This is a genomic window from Paenibacillus sp. MAHUQ-63, assembly GCF_028765165.1.
Classification (GTDB): Bacteria; Bacillota; Bacilli; order Paenibacillales; family NBRC-103111; genus Paenibacillus_E.
The window spans coordinates 91430-114435 of record NZ_JARADB010000010.1; the positions used below are offsets into that span (position 1 = coordinate 91430).

Annotated in this window: 12 protein-coding genes and 1 rRNA gene; 10 read left to right on the forward strand and 3 right to left on the reverse strand. The window is 49.5% G+C overall.

The annotated features are described in order from the left end of the window. Nucleotides 1–78: 78 nt before the first annotated feature. The 5 genes from PUT07_RS32290 to PUT07_RS32310 all read left to right on the forward strand — a co-directional run bounded on the left by PUT07_RS32290 (nucleotide 79) and on the right by PUT07_RS32310 (nucleotide 13645). A complete protein-coding gene (locus PUT07_RS32290) occupies nucleotides 79–8307 on the forward strand; it encodes an S-layer homology domain-containing protein (RefSeq protein WP_274472899.1) in 8229 nt (2742 codons plus the stop codon). 129 nt (nucleotides 8308–8436) lie between these two features. Then, a complete protein-coding gene (locus PUT07_RS32295) occupies nucleotides 8437–10866 on the forward strand; it encodes a bifunctional diguanylate cyclase/phosphodiesterase (RefSeq protein ID WP_274472901.1) in 2430 nt (809 codons plus the stop codon). Between the two features lie 146 nt (nucleotides 10867–11012). Further along, nucleotides 11013–11564, forward strand: a complete 552-nt coding sequence (locus tag PUT07_RS32300; protein WP_274472902.1) for an NADPH-dependent FMN reductase — start codon at nucleotides 11013–11015, stop codon at nucleotides 11562–11564. Nucleotides 11565–11709: 145 nt separating this feature from the next. Beyond that, nucleotides 11710–12465, forward strand: a complete 756-nt coding sequence (locus PUT07_RS32305; RefSeq protein ID WP_274472903.1) for a DUF4085 family protein — start codon at nucleotides 11710–11712, stop codon at nucleotides 12463–12465. 427 nt (nucleotides 12466–12892) lie between these two features. Continuing rightward, on the forward strand, nucleotides 12893–13645 hold the full coding sequence (locus tag PUT07_RS32310) for an AAA family ATPase (protein WP_274472904.1): 753 nt from the start codon (nucleotides 12893–12895) through the stop codon (nucleotides 13643–13645). 8 nt (nucleotides 13646–13653) lie between these two features. Here PUT07_RS32310 and PUT07_RS32315 read toward each other — a convergent pair whose 3' ends face one another. Beyond that, nucleotides 13654–14523, reverse strand: a complete 870-nt coding sequence (locus PUT07_RS32315) for a DMT family transporter (protein ID WP_274472905.1) — start codon at nucleotides 14521–14523, stop codon at nucleotides 13654–13656. A gap of 113 nt (nucleotides 14524–14636) precedes the next feature. Between PUT07_RS32315 and PUT07_RS32320 the strand changes: the two genes are divergently transcribed. Next, nucleotides 14637–16010, forward strand: coding sequence for an aminotransferase-like domain-containing protein (locus tag PUT07_RS32320; RefSeq protein WP_274472906.1), 1374 nt, complete (start codon nucleotides 14637–14639; stop codon nucleotides 16008–16010). 55 nt (nucleotides 16011–16065) lie between these two features. Here PUT07_RS32320 and PUT07_RS32325 read toward each other — a convergent pair whose 3' ends face one another. Then, entirely contained in the window at nucleotides 16066–17961 is a 1896-nt protein-coding gene (locus PUT07_RS32325; RefSeq protein WP_274472907.1) for a copper amine oxidase N-terminal domain-containing protein, read from the reverse strand. Nucleotides 17962–18133: 172 nt separating this feature from the next. Beyond that, the gene (locus tag PUT07_RS32330) at nucleotides 18134–18817 is read right to left on the reverse strand and encodes a hypothetical protein (RefSeq protein WP_274472908.1); all 684 of its coding nucleotides are present in this window, start codon (nucleotides 18815–18817) and stop codon (nucleotides 18134–18136) included. Nucleotides 18818–19011: 194 nt separating this feature from the next. Here PUT07_RS32330 and PUT07_RS32335 point away from each other — a divergent pair, with 194 nt between their 5' ends. The 4 genes from PUT07_RS32335 to PUT07_RS32350 form a co-directional block, all read left to right on the forward strand. Further along, complete coding sequence (locus PUT07_RS32335; protein WP_274472909.1) at nucleotides 19012–21213, forward strand: sensor histidine kinase; 2202 nt, start codon at nucleotides 19012–19014, stop codon at nucleotides 21211–21213. Continuing rightward, the gene (locus PUT07_RS32340) at nucleotides 21210–21887 is read left to right on the forward strand and encodes a response regulator transcription factor (RefSeq protein ID WP_274472910.1); all 678 of its coding nucleotides are present in this window, start codon (nucleotides 21210–21212) and stop codon (nucleotides 21885–21887) included. Before PUT07_RS32335 ends, PUT07_RS32340 begins: the two co-directional genes overlap by 4 nt. A 131-nt stretch (nucleotides 21888–22018) precedes the next feature. After that, nucleotides 22019–22552 carry a hypothetical protein gene (locus tag PUT07_RS32345; RefSeq protein ID WP_274472911.1) on the forward strand — a complete coding sequence of 178 codons (534 nt, stop codon included), beginning with the start codon at nucleotides 22019–22021 and terminating at the stop codon, nucleotides 22550–22552. 389 nt (nucleotides 22553–22941) lie between these two features. Continuing rightward, nucleotides 22942–23006 (forward strand): 16S ribosomal RNA (locus PUT07_RS32350); the annotation flags it as partial.

The following is a 23006-nucleotide window of genomic DNA, read 5'->3' on the forward strand; positions in this document are numbered from 1 at the left end:
TATTTATATATGGCATATTTTCACTTCGGGAGATGAAGCGGATTGCATTGGTTGCAACAATGATTGTGGAGGTAAGACATGCAGCATTATCGGAGGAAAATAGCCATTCTCATGTCGCTCATGCTGGTCATACAGCTATTCAGCGGCATGTTTGGCACAGTGCAGGCTGCCACGGCAGCTCATGCATTTGACGGAAGCAAGCTCGATGAGCTTCGTGTTACGGGGTATGATGCGGACCCTGGCGACCCGGATGGGCTGGAAAAGAAGGAGTTAACGGAAGCGGTATTAGGGAGAGATACAGATATCCTGATTCATACCCATAATAAGGATTCTGAAGCGATGGCCTTCAACGTTGGCGTTGAAGTCGTGCTGCCGGATGGTCTCGAATTGGCATCGGATATGAGTCCTAGTACGATGGTTGCGGATAGTACTACGGGAACCATTACCGCCTTTTGGAAAGATATTAAGGATATAGCTGCGGGAGAAAGCTTCGATTTCCCTGTGAAAATTAAAGCTTCCAATAATTACAGGAAAGCGAATGGCGGGGGTCTTGTTCCGTTCGGGGCTTTGCTGACGCCTACAGTTCGGCTATATGCCAGTAGTGATCCACGGAAGCTGTACGATGACAACACACAACCTACCAAGACTTGGAGCAAATCGATCAAGGTCACCCCATTCTCCATTCGTATCGTCGACGATGTGAAGAATGTGAAAGGGGCCGGTCCGGATGATTCGCCACCTGGCGCAGGGGGCTCGGAATGGGGAGAACTCCCTTATACGATCGAGATGATTAACAATGCACGTTCGTCTACAACATTCACGGTTTTCCGAGAGACGACGGATGCAGCGGTTGAACTTTATGGTTTTGCAGGTCAGACCGGAACCCCGGCTCAATCGGTCGCCAGCGGCGTGCGTACCGTTAACTGGACGCTTCCGACACTAACAGTGGCAGGCGAGAATGGGAAGGGTAAGAAAACGTTTAGTTACCAGGCTGCTTTTCTGAATACGGATGCAGGCAATCAGATCATGACGCATGGTACGCAGAAAGACGATACGTTTGCCTATACGGCTGTAGTAGATGGCCAAACTTTTATGGGATCTATAGCCCATAGGATTACCGCAAGAGATATCGTTATTTATAAAAGTGTAGAGAAGAAGGCGGGCTCCTCGGCGGGAAGCGATGCGGGGTACAATGACAGGCTCGTATATACGCTGCATGTGAAAGTAAATGAGTATGTGCCAGTGACAGGAGTCACAGTGAAAGATACATTAGGTGACGGCCAGGATTTCGTCAACGGTTCGATTGCGGTCATGGATGCGTCCGGCGCGGCGGTATCCCCCGACTTCTTCAAGACAGACGAGGAAGACGGCACAACGGGATTAACGTGGACGCTCGGGAACATGACTTACGCGAGTACGACGAATCGTGAGTTTACGATTACCTATGAAACAAATGTTCGCGCAACCTGGAAGGCTGCGAAGCCGGGCGGAAACAACGTCGTGGCGGCAGACATTCTGGTTAATACGGCAGAGGTAAGCGGGCTGTCCGATTCATCCGGAACGGTGACTGATTCCGATTCAACGGAGATTCATGTAGCAACACCAGCAATCAATGAGAAGATTGTTAAAGTTAACGATGGGACATTGGTGAGAGGACAAGCGGTTAATCCCCTGAAGCAAGCGGTAACCGTAGGTGACACGGCCAGCTTCGAAGTGGCATACGATGCCATCGGACTACCGGCGAAACAGCATAAGGTAAAGCTTTATGACTATCTGCCTCTAGGCACATCGTATGTAGGGTCCCTTACCGACTATAGAATCGGCTCAATCACACCTACCTACGAAGCAGATATGCAAGCCCTGATATGGGATTTTGGGAATACGGATATAGATGAGAATCAGGTCGGCTTACTTGCGGCGGAGTTGAAGGTGCGGATTCTGGATGATACCAGTCACGTCGTCAAGGACAAAGGGGCCAAAAATTTGGTCGTCCTTACCTTTGAGAACTCGGAAGGCATCGTTGAAAGCAAGCGTACAGAAGTTGAACTAACGTATGTGGAACCTGCTGTGACAATGGTGCGCACGGTGGATAAAACAACTAACCTTCATGGGAGCGAGATTGTTAAGATTACCATTAAATTAACAAATAACGGATCAACCCCAGCTTATCATGTTGAGTTGACGGATAAATTGGCGGATGGCTTGCAGAACTTGCCGGTAAGTCCAGGCTATGAGCAGACAGGTACATCGATCAAGTTCGATGAAATTCCTCTTATGGATCCAGGAGAGACCAAGACTCTGACATACACGGCAGCGTTGATCGATCCCATTGGCGCGAGCAGAGAGATTGTGCTGAAAGATGCTACATGGACCTACTATGGCCAAAATGATACGTCGGAAGGCGTAATCAACCGCCCGTACAACGGACAAGAAACGACGACGACCAAGCTGACGGCGGCCGCACCGACGATTACGAAGACGGTTGAGGACACCTCCGGTACGGCAACCGCACTGAAGCCGGGCGATTGGGTTGTGTACAAGGTAGAAGTGAAAGTCCCTGCCAATAACGTGGCCTATACGCCTTCGCTTGAGATTGAAGTCCCAAGTAATGAAACCTACGACACGACATATACAAGTTATAATGCCTCGACAGATACAGGGACAGGGTCGCCTGTTGTCGATACGGCAATAGCCGGAATCATTAAACCTGTCGTAGTGGATGAGACACCAGGCTGGACGTACACGTACTATGTCAAAACTCTCGTCAAGAAAATTAATGCCGGTACGTCGGAGAACGATACCTCCGGTGCCACCTTTAAATGGAAGACGGAACCTTTAGGTACGGCCAAAAGCTTGTCCGTCCAAAATGCACAAAAGCCTACGGTAACGATTAAAGCCCCACAATTGGAAATCACCTTGGATCCGAATTCAACCTCTATGAAAAAGGGCGATACCCAGGGCTACATGGTGAAAGTGAAGAACAAGGGATTGAATCCGGCCTATAACTTCATTCCAACGGTGACGCTGCCTGACGGTTTTAGTTTCGTAACCGGTGATGGCACGCCTGCCGGCGTTACAATGTCGTTCCCGCAAGTGACTACGCTTGCTGCGGATGCCGAGAAATCATACGCGTTTACAGTCCAACTGGACAACGTCAAAGGTTCCGGCTCTACACAAACGATACAAGCTTCCACAGGAGACTACGACAGTCTCGCAGCGGGTGGCTTCAAATATGACTTTGTAACAGGAGCCGCTGCGGTAGAGGTTCCGCGAGTCACGATTACGAATGTAATCACAGCGACATCGAGCGGAGATATGGCGTCAATCCGACCCGGGGATACGGTCGACTATAAAGTCGTTGTGACGGTTCCGGAAGGGACAAGAGCCTATAACGTAGTTGTCGAGGATATAGTTGACTCTCTTGGAAGCAACTTTACATTAACGGGCAACCCCGACAACTTTACCGTTGCGGGAAACAAGCTCTCCAAGGCTTTGAGCGATGCGGAAACCGATGCATCCATGGGAGAGAAAGTGTTCACATACACGTTCCAGGTGCGAGCGAAAGCAGGAATTTTCGCCTCTGGGGAAGTTATCCCGTATCTAACATCGGCTGTTGCCAAGTGGAACAAGCAAAGCGGTTCCCAACCGGCGCAAACGGATGCTGAGGTAACAAGCATTGCGATTATGCAGCCGAAGCTGACCATAGAGCCGGTAGCGATTGCCGATTCGAAGTTTTCTAAGACAAATACTGAAATTAAAGTCGAGTTTGAACTGAAAAACACCGGCAACGCGACTGCGTACAAGCCATCGGTAGAAGTTAAGCTGCCGGGCGAGCTTCATGTGAAGCCGGGCTCGATCTCGGACAACGGCTCGCTAAGCGATGGAGACAAACTTACATGGTCCTCGCTCCCTGATCTTGCCGTAAGCGGCACGAAGAAAGTAACTTTCACCGTAACTACTAAGCCGGAGGTTGCGCCGGGAACAACGGGGATTACGATCAATGGTAAAGTCACCGGTTATAAGTCCCGGGAGGGCGAACCGGTTGCCACCTACGACGCTGTCGTGTCCGCGCCGCAGATTCTCTCCGTGGATGTATTGACGTTATCTGCGGCAATCAAGGAATCGACGAACAGCAGCACAACAACGGTACGGCCTGGGGATGAAGTAACTTACATCCTGAATCTGGACGCACCGCTCAACACGACGGTGTACCATGTTGGTCTTGATTCGATTACTGGGCTCGTTCAGCAGGAAATCGTTTCGGTAGGCAAGGTCAGTGCCGGCACGGTCACCGACATTCCGAAGGTCGGAGATTCGTACCCGCTCGGCCATATTACGGGGGATGTCGGCCCCACAGAGCCATCTGCGCAGTATCAAGTTGTTACCAGGTTGAGAACAGATGGTCCGACCGGCAGCTACATTGCGCAGTTCACACCTAAGCTTGACTATCAAACAGCGGAAACCGCCGGCACGTCTCGATCGATTTCTGCAGGCCTGTTATCCGTGAATGTCGTACAGCCTGACATTTCCCTGCTGCTGAGCAATGGCAAGGCTGCCCGTCCGGACGGATCGATTCCGCTGGACACCGCCGGCGAAGAGCTTCTCTTCACGATGAAGCTGACGAATAACGGGCAAAGCCCGGCATTTAATCCGTTTACGACGATCCAGCTTCCAGAGGGTATTCACATCACCTGGGCAGCTCCTGGGGCTACGGTAAGCGGAACGACTTACGATTTGACATGGGAAAGTCCGGTGATTCAGCCTGGCAATTCTAGTGAATTACAATTCAAAGTACAAGCGAATCAAGCTACAGTGGTTAGCTCGGTGTATGGCGTTAAATACACACTGAACGAGTATTACTCGCTCCCTGAGAAGGGCGGGAAGAAGTATAACGAGCTGAGCTCGAACTTGATCAATGCCGTTGTACTAGGGCAGCACACGCTGAATACGGCTCCGGACCAACGCGTGAAGGCCGGGCAAACCGCTATTTTCCCGCATACGATTACAAATACGGGGGCGGGCGTAGATCTCTTCAAGCTTTCCTTACAAACACCATTCGCCACGGATGTTGTTGTTAACGGCCAAATAATCGCTACGTGGGCGCTTGACCAAGGCCAGTGGAAATGGACGTTCCTCTCTTCGGATGTTAATCAAGGCGGTGTTCCAGGCTTCGATCTGAATGCCGGGCAGCAGCAGGCGCTGCAGCTAGTCGTCCATGTTCCGGAAGGAACGCCTTATGACAACGATCAACCGCATCTGATTGGCTTGAAAGCATCTGCAGTCCAGAGTGGGAAAGAAGAAAGTATTCAGGACAAGCTTTATGTTGTCGGTGATCCGCTTGACGGATGGTCGGGCAGCCAGCCGCGCTCGCCGTGGGCAGAACCGGTGCTCTCACCGGGAGATCCTCTAAAGCTGTCGGCTATCAGTTCTAATGATGTGCAGCGAGTGGAAGCTGCCTATGTATTTGGCACAAACGCCGTAAGCATTCCGTTTGTGCTGGTGAATCCGGATACTTTTATCGCTGATGGACACAAAGAATGGAAGAACGTGCTTACGCGGTTACCGGATGATATTTTGGGCGATCAGCCTTCAGCTTCATTCACTTTAACATTCAAAGGTTATGATTCAACAACCGGAGGTCAAGATATACAGACGGATGTGCCAACGGGCGTCTTCGGCGGCAATAATGGCTTTACGGTAAAGAATGCAATAGAAATTCTTGGGACCATCACCGATGCAGGCGACCACCAACCTATTGTTGGCGCTGCGGTCACTTTATTCAACGATGATGCTAATTATCAAGAAGTTGCGAAAGCAACGACGGATGCAAACGGAGGCTATCATTTCGGCCAACGTCCGGCAGCACGTTACAGCATTGTGGTAGCAGCCCAGAATTATGCGGAAGCGAGCAAGACGTTCTATGCGATTCCAAGCACGGTTGCCAGCAACCAGGTCATCGTAGATGCCGAGCTTAGTCAATATCGCCTGATTCTTACGGCTGACCCTAGCTCCATCGTCGGCGACGGGCAATCCACTTCCATGTTAACGGCTGTCGTACTGGATCAAGCGGGTCATCCGCTTGCGAATGTGCCGGTTAACTTCAGTGCTCCAGTAGGAACCTTCGTTGGAGGCTCATCGGCCGTTACGAATGACAAAGGCGAAGCGAAAGTAACGTTCAAGTCTGCTGTCATCGAGGGCATCATCTCTGAGCGGTTCCCCATTCAAGCGACCGCCGATGATAGCCCGCGCGATCTGCATGCCAAAGCGCAAATTATGATGACCTTCGAACCGGCAAGTATTGTAGGGGTCGTCACCGAAATGATTGACGGCGTCGTAACGCCTGTTAATGGAGCTCACGTCGTCATTACAGCTAACTTCGACGCGAATCCGGACATCGACTTTACCGGTGAAGCTTATACGGTTACGAAGGATACGTACCAAGGGTATTACAAGATCGCGATCCCGCGCGGAGGCGCCGATTATCAAATGCAAATTACGAAGCCTGTCCAAATCGGCGGGCACACGGAGCTTATCACCTATACGCAAACGATAACAGCAGGTGTGGTTTCCGGAACAGGATATGAAGAATTTAAACCTAGCAAAGGGGCCAGCGGTCTCATTGCAGTGGGTAACGATAACCGCAGTGTAGGCATATTCCCGGCGGAGATGACGAATAAAATGAAGGTGCGGCTGCTGGACAGCTCGAATCATGAAGTGGCGAGTACTCCGCTTCAATCGAATGGGACATTCAGCGTGAACGGCCTGACGCAAGGGGAATACCAAGTGGAGATCAGCTATGAAGTCGAACCGGGTGTGTTCATTGTTCTGAATGAAGATGCGCAAGGGGAGCTGTCGAAGCTGCAAATCAGCCGTGACGGCGAACTGAATATCGCACTAGAGCTGATCGATCCCTATGGGAAAGTAACCGATGCCGTTACGGGCGCTGTGATCGAGGGTGCCCATGTTGAGCTGTATTACGCGGATACGCCAAGGAATGAAGGCAACGGGAAAGTGAAGCATACGTTGGTACCACTTCCTATTCAAGCAGGGTTCGCACCGAACGATAATAAAAATCCGCAGAACACAGACGCTGCCGGTGACTATGCCTACATGGTCTTCCCGACTTCCGACTATTACCTGCGAGTCACCAAACCGGGGTATGTGACGTATGTCAGCCCGACGATTTCCGTAGAATTCGCGATTGTTAAACACGACCTGCAGATGCAGCCGGAGTCATCCGACAGCGGCGGCGGCGGCAGTATCGGCAACGGCAATACCATCGTTCTGCCGGGGCAAACGGATTTATCCGTCCATTTATTCTCGGATAAAGCGAACTATGGAGAAGGTCAAGAACTGACGTTCACAATTGAGTACAGCAACAAAACAGGCACGTTGGCGCAGGGAACGGCCGTAACTGCCCAAGTCCCGGCCTACACAGCTATCGCTGACGCGGCGGGCGGTTCTGTGAACGGAAGTACCATAACTTGGACGATTGGCGATTTGGCTGCGAATGGAAAAGGGACTTTGACTTATAAAGTGAAGGTTCTACCGAATGTTCTGCCTAAAGCGGAGCAATACGTGACTAATGAAGCGACTATTACGAGCCAGACAACATTAGCTCATCTGGAGGACGATAGTTCCAAGCTTCAAGTGATGTTATTCTCGAATCGCTACGAGAATGGCCGACATATGAGATATATCATGGGATACCCTGATCTGGAATTCAAACCGCTTCGCAATATTACGCGTGCCGAAGTGGCAGCGATTTTCGCGAGAATCATGGATTTGCGCAGCACAGTCAAAGGGGAAGTGCTTTACCCGGATGTGCCTGCCGCTTATTGGGGCAGCGAGTATATCGAGGCCGCGACGAGGGCCGGTTTATTCGGCGGGTACGAGGATCGTTCCTTCCGCCCGGATAACGCCATCACGCGTGCCGAGCTGTCGGCTGTTATTGCTCGGTTCCTGAAACTAAGCTCAGATGCTTCTGGAAATCTTCATTTCAATGATATCGCAACGCATTGGGCGAAGAATGAAATCGAAGAGATTTACCGTTATCATATTATTAACGGCTACCCTGACGGTTCTTTCCAACCGGGGCAAGCCATGATTCGTGCGGAAGCGGTGACGATGATCAATCGACTGCTGCACCGCGGACCTCTTAAAAATGCGAGTCAGTCCTTCCCAGACGTGTCGCCGTCCTATTGGGGCTTCGAACAGGTAGAGGAAAGCGCGAATACGCATGAGTATAAGCGCAATGATGATGGATCGGAAACATTAAGCAAGCTAATTCCTGAATCACTCTGGTAGAAGAAGCTGGACAAGCAGGGGCCCTTCGGGGCTCCTGTTCTTTTTCTTTATGGAAATAAAGTCGTCTGCTTCTTCACTGAAAGTCATTTTAATTAAATTCGAAACTATCGTATGAAAGAATGAGGTCGTATGATGAATCACTTACATGGCTCCTACGATATGGTTTTAGTTGCTTTTTCCTACATGGTTGCGGTAGTTGCATCTTATACGGTTCTTGATCTTGTAAGGAGAATCATCAGTTCTAAGGGACGGCATCGGTGGTCGTGGCTTTTATTTGGAGCGATTGCGATGGGTCTTGGCGTTTGGTCGATGCATTTTGTCGGAATGCTTGCATTCTCCCTCAATGTTGAGATTACTTATAATGTAAGAACAATTTTCCTTTCTTTTGTTGTCGTTATTGCAGCTTCTTTCCTGGCATTATGGGTTGTAGGACGTAGCCGATTGACACTGCACCTACTATTGACGGGAGGCTTGCTGCTGGCCACTGGGATCGTGGCGATGCACTATATTGGTATGGCAGCTATGGAGATTGGAATTACATATAAACCAGGCTATTTTATATTATCGATAGTCATTGCTGTCGTTGCCTCCATTACAGCGTTATGGTTGGCTTTTTACTTCCGCAAGGGGGATGGGCCTAGCAGATCGTGGAAAAAACTCGGAAGCGGCCTAATTATGGGAGTAGCTGTGGTAGGGATGCACTATACGGGCATGTATGCAGCTGAATTCCATATGGATGATGCCTTTACTGTTGCAAACGGCATGCTTTTGGACCAGAAACTATTAGCATATGTCATTGCGGGAGGAACGCTGTTTACGCTAGCTTTGTCTTTATTCGGCATTTTTATATCTAACCGCTTCTCTAGTAAAGACTCTGAGATTGAGGTGAATGAGAAATGGTTCAGATCCTTATTTGAGAATAATCATGATGGCATTATTTCTATTAATAGGGATTATCGCATACTTGCTTTCAACTCTGCTACAGAGGAACTTACAGGCGTAAAAGCCGATTGGTTTCGGAACAAGACGATTCACAAACTACTGCCATTTATTGTACAAGAAGAGCAGGAGCACACGATGGAGATGTTCCGAAAGTCCAGTGAGGGTGAAATGCAAAATTTCCAAACCGCAATCATCCGCCAAGACGGGCGAAGGATTGAACTTAGTATCGTGAATGCACCGGTTATTCTGGATGGTCAAGTTGTGGGAACCTACATCATTGCCAAGGATATTACCGAAGAAAAGAGGAGCAAAGAAAAAATTAAATACTTGGCGTATCATGATGAACTAACAGGTATGCCAAACAGGCGGATGTTCAATGAAAAAATTTCCAAGTTAATTGAAAATAAATACGAGAAGTTCGCGGTTATGGTACTGGATCTAGATCGTTTTAAATTAATTAATGATTCTCTCGGACATACGTATGGCGACCTATTCCTGCGGGAAGTGTGCGAGAGAATTCTACAGTGCATGGATAAAACGAATGTGTTACTCGCACGTATGGGCGGAGATGAATTTACGTTATTGTGCGATAGCAGTTACGACAATCATGGAGTAACCAAATTGGCCGAGCGCATTATTCAAGCGATTGCTACTCCCTATCGCTTGAAGGATAATGAATTCTATGTCACAGCCAGTATAGGAATTGCTGTATACCCTGCGGACGGAACAGATGCAGTGCAGCTGCTTAAAAATGCAGACACTGCCATGTACGAAGTGAAGAAAAACGGGAAGAATGGTTATCAGTTCTACACCAGCGATTTAAATGCACAGCTGCAAGAGAAGATTGTACTTGAAACAGATTTGAGGAAAGCTATCGCTTGCAAACAGCTCTCACTTCATTATCAACCGCAAATTCGAGCTGTAGACGGTCAAATGATCGGAGTTGAGGCGCTGGTTCGTTGGCATCATCCGATCAAGGGGATGATTTCTCCAGGTATTTTCATTCCGATTGCGGAAGAAACCGGGATGATCTATGAGATTGGTACATGGGTGCTGCGAGAAGCCTGCAAGCAAATGAAGGAATGGCATCGAGCGGGCGGACCGTTGATACCGGTTTCGGTTAATTTATCGTCGCAACAATTTCACCAAACCAATTTGGCAGCGTATATCAAGGGGATTTTGGAGGAAGTAAATCTGGAGCCTCAGTATTTGGAGCTTGAGATTACGGAGAGCATGATGATGGATGCCTCAATTTCAAGAAGCATTTTGAACGAGTTGACTGCAATGGGGGTCCGTATTAGTCTTGATGACTTCGGAACAGGCTATAGCTCACTGAGTTATTTGAAGCTATTGCCCATTCATAAACTGAAAATTGATCGGTCTTTCATCCGTGACATCGCGGTAAGCCAGAATGATAAAGCCATTGTGGCTACAATCATCGCAATGGCGCAAAATCTAAACTTGGATGTTATCGCCGAAGGCATCGAAACGAAAGAGCAGCTAGATATCCTAATGGATAATGAGTGCAATAAGATTCAAGGTTATTACTACAGCAAGCCGCTATCCGCTGGTAAGGTCGAGGAAGCTTTCTTTGCACCCTTGCGGAAGAAGAAGTGAGTCATGAATAGGAATTATAAGGATAACTATGAATGAATAAGGGCTAGGCAGCATTACCGCGGTATGCATCTAGGATATTCTTGTTGACTATAACATTGACGATATGGTTTATACTTGCGGTATCAAAAGAAAAGTCGGTGAACGGAATGACAAAACAACAGCTTGTCGTGTTAGGTATATCCGGAAGTCTTCGCAAGGAATCGACCAATTCTCGCCTGCTCTCAGCTATGGAGAAAATGATGCCCCCAGGTGTAGTTTATCGTGTTTACGATGAGCTGGGGAATTTGCCACATTTCAACCCTGACTTCGACGTTGAAGGATCCGGACCGCATAAGGCGGTGGCCGAATGGCGGGAACAACTGCGATCAGCGGATGCAATCGTCATCTGTACGCCGGAATATGCGCGTGGAGTGCCAGGCTCGCTCAAGAACGCACTGGATTGGATTGTATCCTCTGGCGAGTTCATGAATAAGCCGACCGCGGTTATCAGTGCATCACCGCATCCGGAGGGTGGCGCTACGGCGCTGGCATCTTTGATACTGACTCTTAAGATGATGAGCGCGATGATTCCGGAGGAAGCAACGCTTGCCGTTCCATTTGCCAGTAAGAAGCTAGGTTCTGATGGGGATGTTATAGATGTTGGAACCGCGTCTTCGCTGCGCGGCCTTATTCGTGGGCTGTTGCAGTCTTTGGATTAAGAATCTGCGCAGCCACGGGATTGGGAAAGCCCTGCATATAGCTTTGTGGCGCAGCATGAGCACACCATTATTATTACAAAGAATCAGCGAGAGGAAGAATGCGGAATCATCTTGTTACAATTGAATAACGGAGAGGCGACATACAATGAAATATTTTACGAAAGAATGGTATGAGTTGTGTCAAAAAACAAGTTTCCATCTAGGCTTAGAGGAAGAAAAGCACGCTGAAACATTTTCAGAACCGTATTTTCAACAACTTTATAACACAGAGTTAAATAGTTGGCTTCATTTACAAGAAGAAATTTCTTCTATAATAGAAAACGACGAAGCAGCATTTATAAATAATAATCATGGATATGAGCCCTTTAATAGAGCTAAGAGTATCGAACAATTTCATGAAAGTTTCAACTATAATCAAGAGCATTTACAAAGGAATTTACCAGCAGCAATATTGAAACAAATCGCTGATATAAGGGTTTTTACTTTAAATAAAGCAACCCGAGCAGTAATAAATGCGGTAACTACATATTGTGAGGATAACGAAAGGTCGGTAAAGGCGACAATTGAAGATTATAGAAGATATATGCGGGAAGTCTCCAATACAATGGATAAAGAAATTATTAACAAATTCAGATTCCATGATTGTACGATTACAAACACCGTACAGGAAGACAAGTCCTTCGTAATACGCCTTGATAACTCAGGTGGTTTTACCAATATCAATCAAGTCACTTTCAAAAATTTTAATATAATAAAGCAAGAAGGGTCATTGGAAGATTCATGGTGGCTGTATGAGGAAGTATATAAAGTCAATAACCGATATGAGTTTCATGTCCTATTACAAAACAACAAGATGGGTTTAGTTAACTTTATTATTTCAGCTGATCAAGTTTCGTTCTGAGTTTGGAATCGAAAAGATTGGATAGCATTCCTTGGTTGGTTACAAACTACTTGGGATTGCAACTTCATTAACGGCAGGTGAGCAGAATTGACGGAGCACAAAAGAAAAGGGCGTGTGGAGTTCAGGCAACCTCCTGTAAAGCTGGTGGCTGATATAGCCGGGGATGCGGAAATGCGTGAGAATCTTGAGGACATGCAAATGAACGACGGTTACCAGGGATCATGCGGAATAGCCGGAAGCGTTCACAGTGATCGTGATCAGGACAGTTGATTAAGTGGAAATAAGTGCTTGCTTTACGACCCTCGGCCTGCTGCTGCGGGTCTTTTTTTGCCATTGTTAAGTAGTACAATTAGCGATTGGCTATATGGTAAGATTGAGAAAAGAAACAAGCTTCTCAGAAAATATGATTGCACTGGAGTGCTGACAAATGAATTCTCCTAACTCCTACTTAAGGCAAATTCAGCTTAATAGAAAGGGGATCCCATCTTACAATTCCTACCCATTCAATCTAGGGGCGATTAAGAACCTCAACCAGCTTGATTTCCACCCCAAAGTAACCTATATCGTTGGCGAAAATGGCATGGGTAAATCGACCTTAATGGAGTCGATTGCTGTAGCGTGGGGGTTTAACCCTGAGGGCGGTACCATCAATTTTTCCTTTTCGACGCGATCTACACATTCTAACCTATATGAATATATCCATTTGATCAAAGGTCCTCGTCGGCCCAAAGATGGTTTCTTTTTTAGAGCCGAAAGTTATTATAATCTTGCTACAAATATGGATGAACTCGATAGTCAATTTTCATTTGGACCTCCGATTAAAGAAGCATATGGCGGGAAGTCTTTGCATGAGCAGTCACACGGCGAGTCGTTTTTCTCTACGTTTGTTCACCGTTTTGGAGGTAAGGGATTATATATCTTGGATGAACCGGAAGCCGCATTATCTCCTCTGCGCCAAATGGCGATGCTTGCTCGCATACATGAATTAGTTCAACAAAATTCCCAGTTTATTATTTCAACGCATTCCCCGATTCTTATGGCATATCCGGATTCGATTCTATACAATCTGAAGCCAGATGGTATAGAAAGCCTTTCTTTGGAGGAAACAGAGCATTACGTGATCATGAAAGAATTTGTAAATAATAAGGAAAAGATGCTTAACCAGTTGTTTGAGGTCTAAAAGGGAAACTATTTCGATGAAAAACGTTTGGCAAACGCCACGCACAATACGACCCCAATGTTGACAATGAAAATCGGCCAACCGACGGACTCATGCAGAACGACGGCTGAGAGTAACAAACCAAAGAATGGTTGTAGGAGTTGCAACTGCCCGACTGCTGCAATGCCTCCCTGAGCAAGACCCCGATACCAGAACACGAAACCGATAAGCATACTGAATAGAGAAACATAAGCAAGGCTCAGAACTGCCGCGACACTTATATTAGACCAAGATTGAGGCATGTAATAAAACGAGAGCAATAGCATGACGGGAAGCGAGAATAGGAGCGCCCAACAGATAACTTGCCAACCGCCTAACCTCCGTGAGAGTCGTGCTCCTTCCGCATAACCGTAACCACAGGCAAGAATTGAAGCCAGCATGAGTCCATCCCCTATGGGTGAGGAGGTAGCCACGTTCGCTAAAGCGAACCCCGCTACAAGGCAACTTCCTAGAGCTGATAACACCCAAAAAATCGGCTGCGGACGTTCGCCGCCACGCAGTACACCAAAAATCGCAGTCGAGAGCGGCAGAAGCCCAACGTAAATGATCGCATGCGCGGTTGTAACATATTGAAGCGCTAAGGCTGTCAGCAGAGGGAACCCCACTACCACACCAAGTGCTACGAACAACAGCGGAAGAATGTCGCTTCGGAATGGGCGTTGTTGCTGCCCGAAGATGAGGATTAGCACGCCAGCCAGCACCCCGGCTATAGCGGCACGACATACCGTGAGGAACAGCGGGTCAAAATCCATGACAGCCAAACGTGTTGCCGGCAGAGAACCACTGAAGATCAGCACACCTAAGAATCCGTTGATCCAGCCGTTCGTCGATTTGTTCATTATCGTCACCCCAGATATACTTTTGTATGATAATCTGCATTATAATGGGTACAAAAACATGTGTATATCTAGAAAAGGTTCATCTGTATGGATACAGATCAAAGGGTGAGGATATGACTTATAAAAAAGAATTGATTCTGCAAAGTATCCGCTCCGACATCGTCAAAGGTCTTATGGCACCTGGCCAGAGATTGCCGTCTATCCGCATGCAGAGCCGGAAATTTGATTGCAGCATGAACACAATAATTAGCGTGTATCAGGAACTCGAGAAGGAGTATCTGATTTATTCGCGCCCGAAGAGCGGTTACTTTGTTGTAGCCCAGGAAGCGCTGCTGCCTTTGATACAAACAAAGCGGATCGATTTTGCATCGGCGGCACCGGATCCCTCATCCATAGCACAAAAGGATTTTCGACAATGTATGAACAAAGCCATGGAATTATTTGAGGCCTCCATATTCACTTATCCCGATCCGCAAGGCTTACTCTCTCTTCGTCAGGAAATTGTGAAGCTGTTCCACCAGCAGCAAGTCTTTTCTTCGGAGCAGCAGGTCTTTATATTCTCAGGCGCTCAGCAAGCTCTGCATCTTTTGGCCGGAATGCCTTTTCCGAACGGGAAGACGAACATTTTGGTTGAGCAGCCGACCTATTGGGGGATGCTGGCTTCCTTAAAGGCGCAGCAACAGACCGTAATTGGCATCGAAAGAACGCCAGACGGCATTGACTGGTTAACTTTAGAGCGTCATTTTCAAAGCAATCTAATCAAGTTTTTTTATACCATTCCAAGGTTTCATAATCCTTTAGGGACTTCCTACACACAAGAAGAGAAGCAGAGGCTGGCAGAGCTTGCTCAGGCTTACGACGTCTACATTGTTGAGGACGACTACCTTGCAGATTTAGAAACAAACTCCAAAGCAGATCCCATTCGAGCTTATAATGGCTCCAGTCATGTCATCTATCTGCGAAGTTTTTCTAAAGTGATGCTGCCCGGATTAAGACTTGCTGCTGCGGCGGTACCGAACTCATTAATCCCAATCCTTCAGTTGTACAAACATACGGCGGATTTGAGTACTTCCGTTCTTTCTCAAGGGGTGCTGGAGATTTATATACAGTCCGGCATGTATGACCATCATGCTAAGCAAATGAGATCTTTATATAATCAGCGGATCAATAAATTGAAAGACATAGCCAGGAGATTGCTGCCCGAAGATTCCTTATATTCTATTGAGTCTAGCGGAGGACTCTTTTCTGCCTTACGCCTTTCAGACGTTAATAAAGAGGAATTGATTCAACAGTTGAACCATCGCGGTGTTGACGTTCTAGCGGCCGATCCGCAGTTCCTTACAACTTTCCCGAAAATGAACCTGTTACGCATGAGCATCATACGGACAGATGAACGTGACATTGAAGAGGGCATTCGCATCATTGCAGAAGAAATGGAACGCTCGGAACGTACGAGGGTTTCCGTTAAGCCGTTTTCATGGCTTTAAATAAAGAGAGAAGCCTCCGCCTTCACGATTGCCGTGAAAGCGGAGGCTTCTTGAGTTAGTTATTAGTCGAACTTGCAAGCTTGACGTCAATTGCGTTGACGAAGATGGTGGAGCCTCCACCCTGAACATTATTAAAATCAAACTCGACAGATGGAGCAAATTGGTTGGTACCTGTGACTTTTACCAGCATTGGCATGGGCTCGTGACCTTCCGGCATCCATCTGGCCGACATTTTGTAGCGGCCGAGCGGGATTTGATCCAGTCCGTGCCCGCCTGTTTCGAGTGCTGCAGCGTGTCTCGTTATCGTTTGGCCGGCGCTTCCGTCAAACAACGGTCCGACAGGCGTAAGCGTAACTTCCAGGTCGGCCGAATCGAATTGCGGCAAGTTGTCGGGAAACGACCAGAAATCGGGATGGATTTCAAACTTTCCTACTAGATTCGTTAAGGTGAAATTGCGGATGGCCCCTGTGCTTCCGGCGAACGGTTTATCGCCGTCGGCTGCTAACCATAAATCGAGCTGTTTGCCATGGTATTCGAGGGAGAATCTCGTACTCATGCGCCAAGTAGCGGGAACGTGAGCCAAGTCAAGCCGGTAGAATCCGTTCTCGTCGGTTATCGCTTGCATATTGCTGTCGTACAGCAATAAGTTATCTGCATTTATGATAACATCCGGTATCGGGTTACCCTGCCCGTTAAGCAAGTAGCCCTTCACGACGTACGGTTCAACATCCCCTGCGGACGGTACGGGTACAGGTGTGGGCGTTGGTGCTGGTTCCGGCGTAGGAACCGGTGTTGGCGCAGGAGTCGGCACAGGAGTCGGTGCCGGACTCGTTCCGGGATCCGGGATATCTCCGGCGCCATCGATCTTAATATTCCAAACATTGCCGCTGCTGGAGAAGTCGACTTGATAGCCGCTGTTCTCTGACACGAAGCGCAAAGGCACCATAGTACTTCCGTCAATGATTTGGGCAGGGACGTCAAGGGCGACGTTGCTGCCGTTGACGCTCGCATTCTTGCTATCGATCGTCAATTCGATGGAGAGACCGTTCTTCGTACCGATCGCTTTCCGAACGTCTCCATGTTCCACCCATTGCACAGTAAAACCGAGGGTTTCAAACAGTTTGCGGAACGGAACTAGGGTGCGGCCGTCTTTGACGATAGGCTGCGCGTTCTCAAAATGCAGCTCGGTTCCTTTGAAAAACACATGGATCGCAATATCCTTCGAGCCATCCTCCGGAGCAGGGACGGGAGCCGGAACCGGAGCCGGGGTCGGTGAAGGCGTCGGATTCGGCGAAGGTACAGGTGCAGGTACAGGCACAGGCACAGGTGTCGGACTTGGAGCCGGTGATGATGTTGGAGCAGATCCATCCGATTTCATCGGTTTCATGTATTTGATTGGTTTGGATACGACCGTGCCCTGCGGCGTCTCGATCTCCAGCACATAATACTGCGTTTCTTTGATCGTGCCGTTGTTGCTGGCATACAAGTCGAGCGTAAGCTGACCTTCGAACTCGCCGACCGGTTCTTTCACATCTTTGCGAAAGCCTGGGTTGACGATTTCACTTTCATGAGTAGTGCCGCTTGCTGTCGTTACGACTTTGTCCTGCACGATGCCGAGCAGCCAGCCGGTGGTGGCGCGGTTCGTCCTCCAGACTCCTTGCTGATTATCTTTGCCGTAATCGTCGGTGGAACGCAGGACGACCGCATTGATGACCGTCTTTTGCGCCAGGTTCAGAAGCAGCTTGAAGTGGCCGTCCTTGTTACCCTCCGGCGTGAAGTCCGCCGCGCCGACAACGTCGGACGCCGTATCGAGCAGACTGAATTCCTTGATCTGGACGCCGGCAGGCGAGGTTTCGCCGAACGCGGCGGCGTAGCTGCCGAACGGCAAGCAGCCGGCGAGCAGAAGTCCGATAACGGATTTCCGGATTACGTTTTTGCTTGAAAAAGACATGATTGATCTCTCCTTTGAATTGGTTATCGTCTATGAAGTGCTGCATTCGATTGAACATCTGTTAATTCGTCCCCTGAAATGATCATAACAAACAGGAATTCCTTGCCACGAGAGTCATCCCTACCTAAGAAACCGGGAAGTTTATCGGGAAATTCGGGAAGGTCGACTTCGTTCAGGCAATGTGGCTGTGCCCGGCGGAGGAGCTTGCTTCGCTGCGGCCGAATGCAAGCGCAGCGCCGATATAAACGAAAGCGAGGTGAATATACGAAAAGGAAACTTCAAGCAAATGAATATGAATGAATTGGCTGAGCACGGCGATCCCGATTACGACGCTTAGGAAAATACCAGGCCCTTTCGTCAGCATGCGCGTCTGTAAAATCCCGGCAGCAGTAAGAATGAGACCGAGAAACAGGAAAGGAACGATGGGAATGAGTACGGCAAGTTGCAGCGGATATTGGTCGATGGCCAGGTTGTTGATTTGATCAGAAACGGCTTGGAGCTGTTCAAATGTCGTCACGTCATGGAAAATAATCGGGTACGCCAAAATTTGGACGGGGCCGTGGAAAATCTCGAACATGAGCGCGATAAAAAGCAGCGGGAAACCAAGCCATCCCCACCAACGCAGCTTTGCAGCTTGCCGCAGGTAGACCGCCGGCAGACCGAGGAGCAGCAAGGTGGACGCCCAAGCGAGCAGCACATGCGTATTGACAGCGAAAGAAACGAAGCTAGGGATATCGGCGACCGAGGCCGGTGTGTCTTCGGCATGGATGAGCTGGCCGGCCGCTCCCATCAGCCCCCCGATCACGATGGCGATGCCGGACAGGCGGAAATATGTCGGACTGATTGATACGTTCATTTGGCAAATACCTCCTTCAATTGATAGCTTCATCATACCTTCCCGAGGTATCCCAACGGCAGAGGAGGCGATTCCCGAATCCGGGAAATTCGGCCGGGTATTTTCTCCGGATGAGGGTGAAAGCATTTACTAAAAAATAAAGCTGCTGCTATAATTGAAAGTGAATTTAATCTGGTCCGTGGAGGCTGTCGCTTTTGCTTTTCATCCGAACCGCCCGTTGGGTTGTGGCTTTCATTTCGGCGCTCTGCGCGGCACTCTATGCATATGCAGTGCCGCTTTTTTTTCGGGAAATGCGCGATCGCTGCGCTGTCAGCGAATGCCGTTTTTTCTATAATCCGCCCCCCGGAATGGAGTGGCTTGACGCCCATGGCTTGACGCCAACGGCGTATGCATCTGCGTATACTTGGCTTTATGTATTGTTTTCGCTGCTGTTCTTTGCCGCAGGTGCTGTGTTGTTTGCGTATAAACGGGGCGATGCGGTCGGGCTGCTGGGCACTTTGACGCTTATCATTTGCGGCGCTACGTTCATTCCGGTTATGGACGTATTGAAAGAAGCGGGTCCAGTATGGAGATTGGCCGTCCAGACGATCGGCGCTCTCGGGATGGTCGGCTTCATGCTGTTTTGCGGGACATTCCCGAACGGTAAATTTTCTCCTCCCTGGACCGGTTGGCTGCTGGGCGTCATCATGGCACTTCGCATTCCGGGAATGCTCGCTCCCGGCACATGGGCTGATTTGCAGCAGTTTACGCCATTATTTCATGCCTGGTTCGTCGGATGGATCTGTTCGCTGATTGTGCTAGTCGTCTACCGGTATCGTCTCAAGTTGAGTCCGACGGAACGGCTCCAAACGAAGTGGGCGGTTTACGGCTTCGTCATCGCCTTAGGCGGTCTCGCCGGATGGTCGGCCGTTTATTTATTGAACCAACAGGCGTGGGTAGAAAGCCCCTACTTGTTGTATGTATTGGAAATAGGGGTACAGATGTCGATGTGTGTGATTCCGGTGACGCTGCTCGTTGCGCTGCTGCGGTATCGGTTGTGGAACATCGATCCGCTTGTCAACCGGACGGTTGTATACGGTTTGCTGACCTTATGCATCATCGCCTTATACGGCGGAACGGTTGGCTATTTAAGCCTGCTGTTTCAGACGTCGGGGTCATGGTTCGTCTCGTTCGCAGCGACGGGACTCGTGGCGGTGCTGTTTCATCCGCTCAGAGTACGATTGCAGCGGGCGGTCGACAGGTGGATGTACGGCGAACGAGGAGATCCCGTGGCAACGTTAGCCGATCTTGGGGAGCGGCTCGCCAAGCCGCTTAAGCCGGAGGAAGCGCTATTCGCCGTCGCCCGGTCGGTCCGTGAAGCGCTGCGGTTATCTTATACAGGCATTTCGGTTGGAGTCGGTACCTCCAATGCCGGATTCTTTCAAGAGAACGGCAACGGCCGGCCGGTTGCGGAAGACGGGGAGGTGCCGGAGGATGTGCGGCGTGTGCCGCTCGTGCACCGAGGAGAACAGGTCGGCGAGCTGCATCTGCCCGCGCTGCCCCGAACCGGTGCGGACCCCGACCGTGACGGCTTGGCCGAAGCAGACCGGCGGTTCCTCGAGCTGCTTAGCCGCCACGCCGGTGCAATCGTGCACGGCGTACAGGCGACGTACGCCGTACAGCAGCTTGCGGCGGATCTGCAGGAATCGCGCGAACGGCTTGTGCTAGCACGAGAGGATGAGCGCCGGCGGCTGCGCCACAACCTGCACGATGACCTCGCGCCGCGGCTCGCCGCGCTTCTGTATACGTCTGCGGCGGCCGAGATGCGCGTCGATACGGAACCCAACGACGCTAAGTCGATGATCGCCGAACTGCGCGGGCACATTCGACGCACGATTGCAGACATCCGCACGCTCGTGTACGATCTGCGGCCGCCTGCGCTCGATGAGCTTGGCTTGATCGGCGCGATTCGCGAGCGCATCGCCGATCTGAGCGGGTCGGCGGTGGGAGCGCCGCAGCTGCGCATCGAGCTTGATGCGCCTGAAGCTCTCCCACCGCTGCCCGCCGCCGTCGAGGTGGCGGCGTACCGCATTGCGACGGAGGCTCTTGTCAACGTCGCGAAGCATGCATCCGCAACCCGCTGCGCAGTCACGCTGCGGACGGTGGACGGGAAGATGGAGCTTACGATCAGCGACAATGGCGTCGGCGCCGCCTCGGCGGAGCGGCCTCCGCAATTGCGGATAGGCGGGGGCGGGCTCGGCCAGGTCACGATGCGTGAGAGGGCAGCCGAGCTGGGCGGAGACTGTCGTATTGAACGGCCGGCCCAAGGCGGTACAATCGTATCGGCGTGGCTGCCACTCAAGGAAGAGGAACCGGCGATTCAGGTGAAACCGACGAACGAGGGGGTCGCCTCATGAAGAAGCATAAGCTGCGTATTCTTGTTGCCGACGACCATCCGTTGTTTCGGCGCGGTGTCGGCACTTTATTTGCCGGTATGACGGATATGGAAGTCATCGGTGAGGCGGCGAGCGGGGATGAGGCCGTTCGCCTGGCCGGCGAATTGCAACCGGACGTCGTCCTGATGGATATCCGCATGCCGGGCGTGAGCGGCATTGAAGCGACGCGCCATATTGTCGCCAAGCACCCGAACGTCAGCGTGCTGATCCTGACGATGTTTCAGGACGACGCATCCGTGTTCACTGCGATGCGGGCCGGGGCTCGCGGCTATGTCCTTAAGGACGCGGAGAAGGACGATTTGATGCGGGCCATTCGTGCCGTCGCCGGTGGAGGGGTGATCTTCAGCCCGAACATTGCCGCACGCATGATTGACTATTTCGCGATGGCGCGTCCTGCAGCGAATGAAGAAGTGTTCCCCGAACTGACGGTGCGCGAGCGGGAAGTGCTGTATTTGATCGCCGACGGGGCGAGCAACGGCAGTATTGCCGATAAGCTGGACCTTAGCGGCAAGACAGTGGCCAACTATGTGACGAACATTCTGGGCAAGCTGCAGGTCCAGAATCGCAGCGAAGCCGCGCGCCTTGTCCGAGAAGCTCGCTTGGGCGGCGGACCGGAGAGGGACGATTCTACTTAAGATGCTCGATAATAGAAAACTTCGCTCGCATCAAACGAAGTTTTTTAGCGGCGACTGGGGAGCGCGAATGCCTCGGATGCTGGTTCTATTGTTGACAGATCGGAGAACTACAATTGGAGGCTAAACGTTAGATGAGTGAATTTAGTGAAAGTTATCATCTCAAGACTTTGGATCAAACGAAGGCAGTGACTCTTTTACGAGACTCAGAAATGAGCGGGTATGTCTTTGGTGAACAAAATGGATGGGTTTCCTTTGTAATTGATTATAGAGGAAGAAACGCAAATGATGTTTTAAGTGAAAGTAATCCGAGTCTATTCATTCATTACGTTTACCTTGAGGACCATATGTGGTCATTAAAGATCTATGAGAAAGATGAGCTTGTATTTGATTATAAAGCGGACTGGGCAGGAGAAAGTCTGGTCATCGAAAAGGATTTGTTTAATCTCCCGTATTTGGAGAATTTGATTTTAGCCCAGGGAAATCCCATTGGCGATCTAGAACAAATCTTCGACTTTAAAGATAGTAAACTAAGCTATGAAAACCCACCTGCTTATCTAATAGCTCAAAGAATTGGTTTAACCCATTATGAGTGGGTGTCATCAGATCATTTAAGTGGTTATAACAGTCAACAATTAGAAGAGATGGATGTTCTATATGTTGAATGATTGAAGCTATATGAGGAGATGGCTGCCGCGAGATGATAACGAACCAAATTAGATTGGGGATTGGGAAAATAAAACATTTGCAAAACAAGAGATATACATGGTATATTATCAATCCGGTCGTAAGACAGGAAATAGTAACTTGATAAAATGAAGTTGCGAGATATAAAAAAGTAACTTGATAAAATAAAGTTGCATTTTAAAAGTTAGTGTGGTATATTACTTCTCGCTGCTTCGGAAACGCGGCAGTGTACGAAAGACATTGATCTTTGAAAACTGAACAACGAGTGAGTAAACATGAACGAGCAATCGTTCATTAATGAGATTAACAATCTCGCTAGCAAGTCAATTGAGCTATTCAGCTTTCAATAAGGACGAGCAATCGTTCAACTATTATGGAGAGTTTGATCCTGGCTCAGGACGAACGCTGGCGGCGTGCCTAATACATGCAAGTCGA

Coding starts and splice junctions, on each gene's coding strand:
- PUT07_RS32290 (WP_274472899.1), top strand. CDS start 79: ATGCAGCATTATCGGAGGAAAATAGCCATTCTCATGTCGCTCATGCTG.
- PUT07_RS32315 (WP_274472905.1), bottom strand. CDS start 14,523: ATGAACAAATCGACGAACGGCTGGATCAACGGATTCTTAGGTGTGCTG.
- PUT07_RS32310 (WP_274472904.1), top strand. CDS start 12,893: ATGAATTCTCCTAACTCCTACTTAAGGCAAATTCAGCTTAATAGAAAG.
- PUT07_RS32320 (WP_274472906.1), top strand. CDS start 14,637: ATGACTTATAAAAAAGAATTGATTCTGCAAAGTATCCGCTCCGACATC.
- PUT07_RS32325 (WP_274472907.1), bottom strand. CDS start 17,961: ATGTCTTTTTCAAGCAAAAACGTAATCCGGAAATCCGTTATCGGACTT.
- PUT07_RS32295 (WP_274472901.1), top strand. CDS start 8,437: ATGATGAATCACTTACATGGCTCCTACGATATGGTTTTAGTTGCTTTT.
- PUT07_RS32340 (WP_274472910.1), top strand. CDS start 21,210: ATGAAGAAGCATAAGCTGCGTATTCTTGTTGCCGACGACCATCCGTTG.
- PUT07_RS32305 (WP_274472903.1), top strand. CDS start 11,710: ATGAAATATTTTACGAAAGAATGGTATGAGTTGTGTCAAAAAACAAGT.
- PUT07_RS32345 (WP_274472911.1), top strand. CDS start 22,019: ATGAGTGAATTTAGTGAAAGTTATCATCTCAAGACTTTGGATCAAACG.
- PUT07_RS32300 (WP_274472902.1), top strand. CDS start 11,013: ATGACAAAACAACAGCTTGTCGTGTTAGGTATATCCGGAAGTCTTCGC.
- PUT07_RS32330 (WP_274472908.1), bottom strand. CDS start 18,817: ATGAACGTATCAATCAGTCCGACATATTTCCGCCTGTCCGGCATCGCC.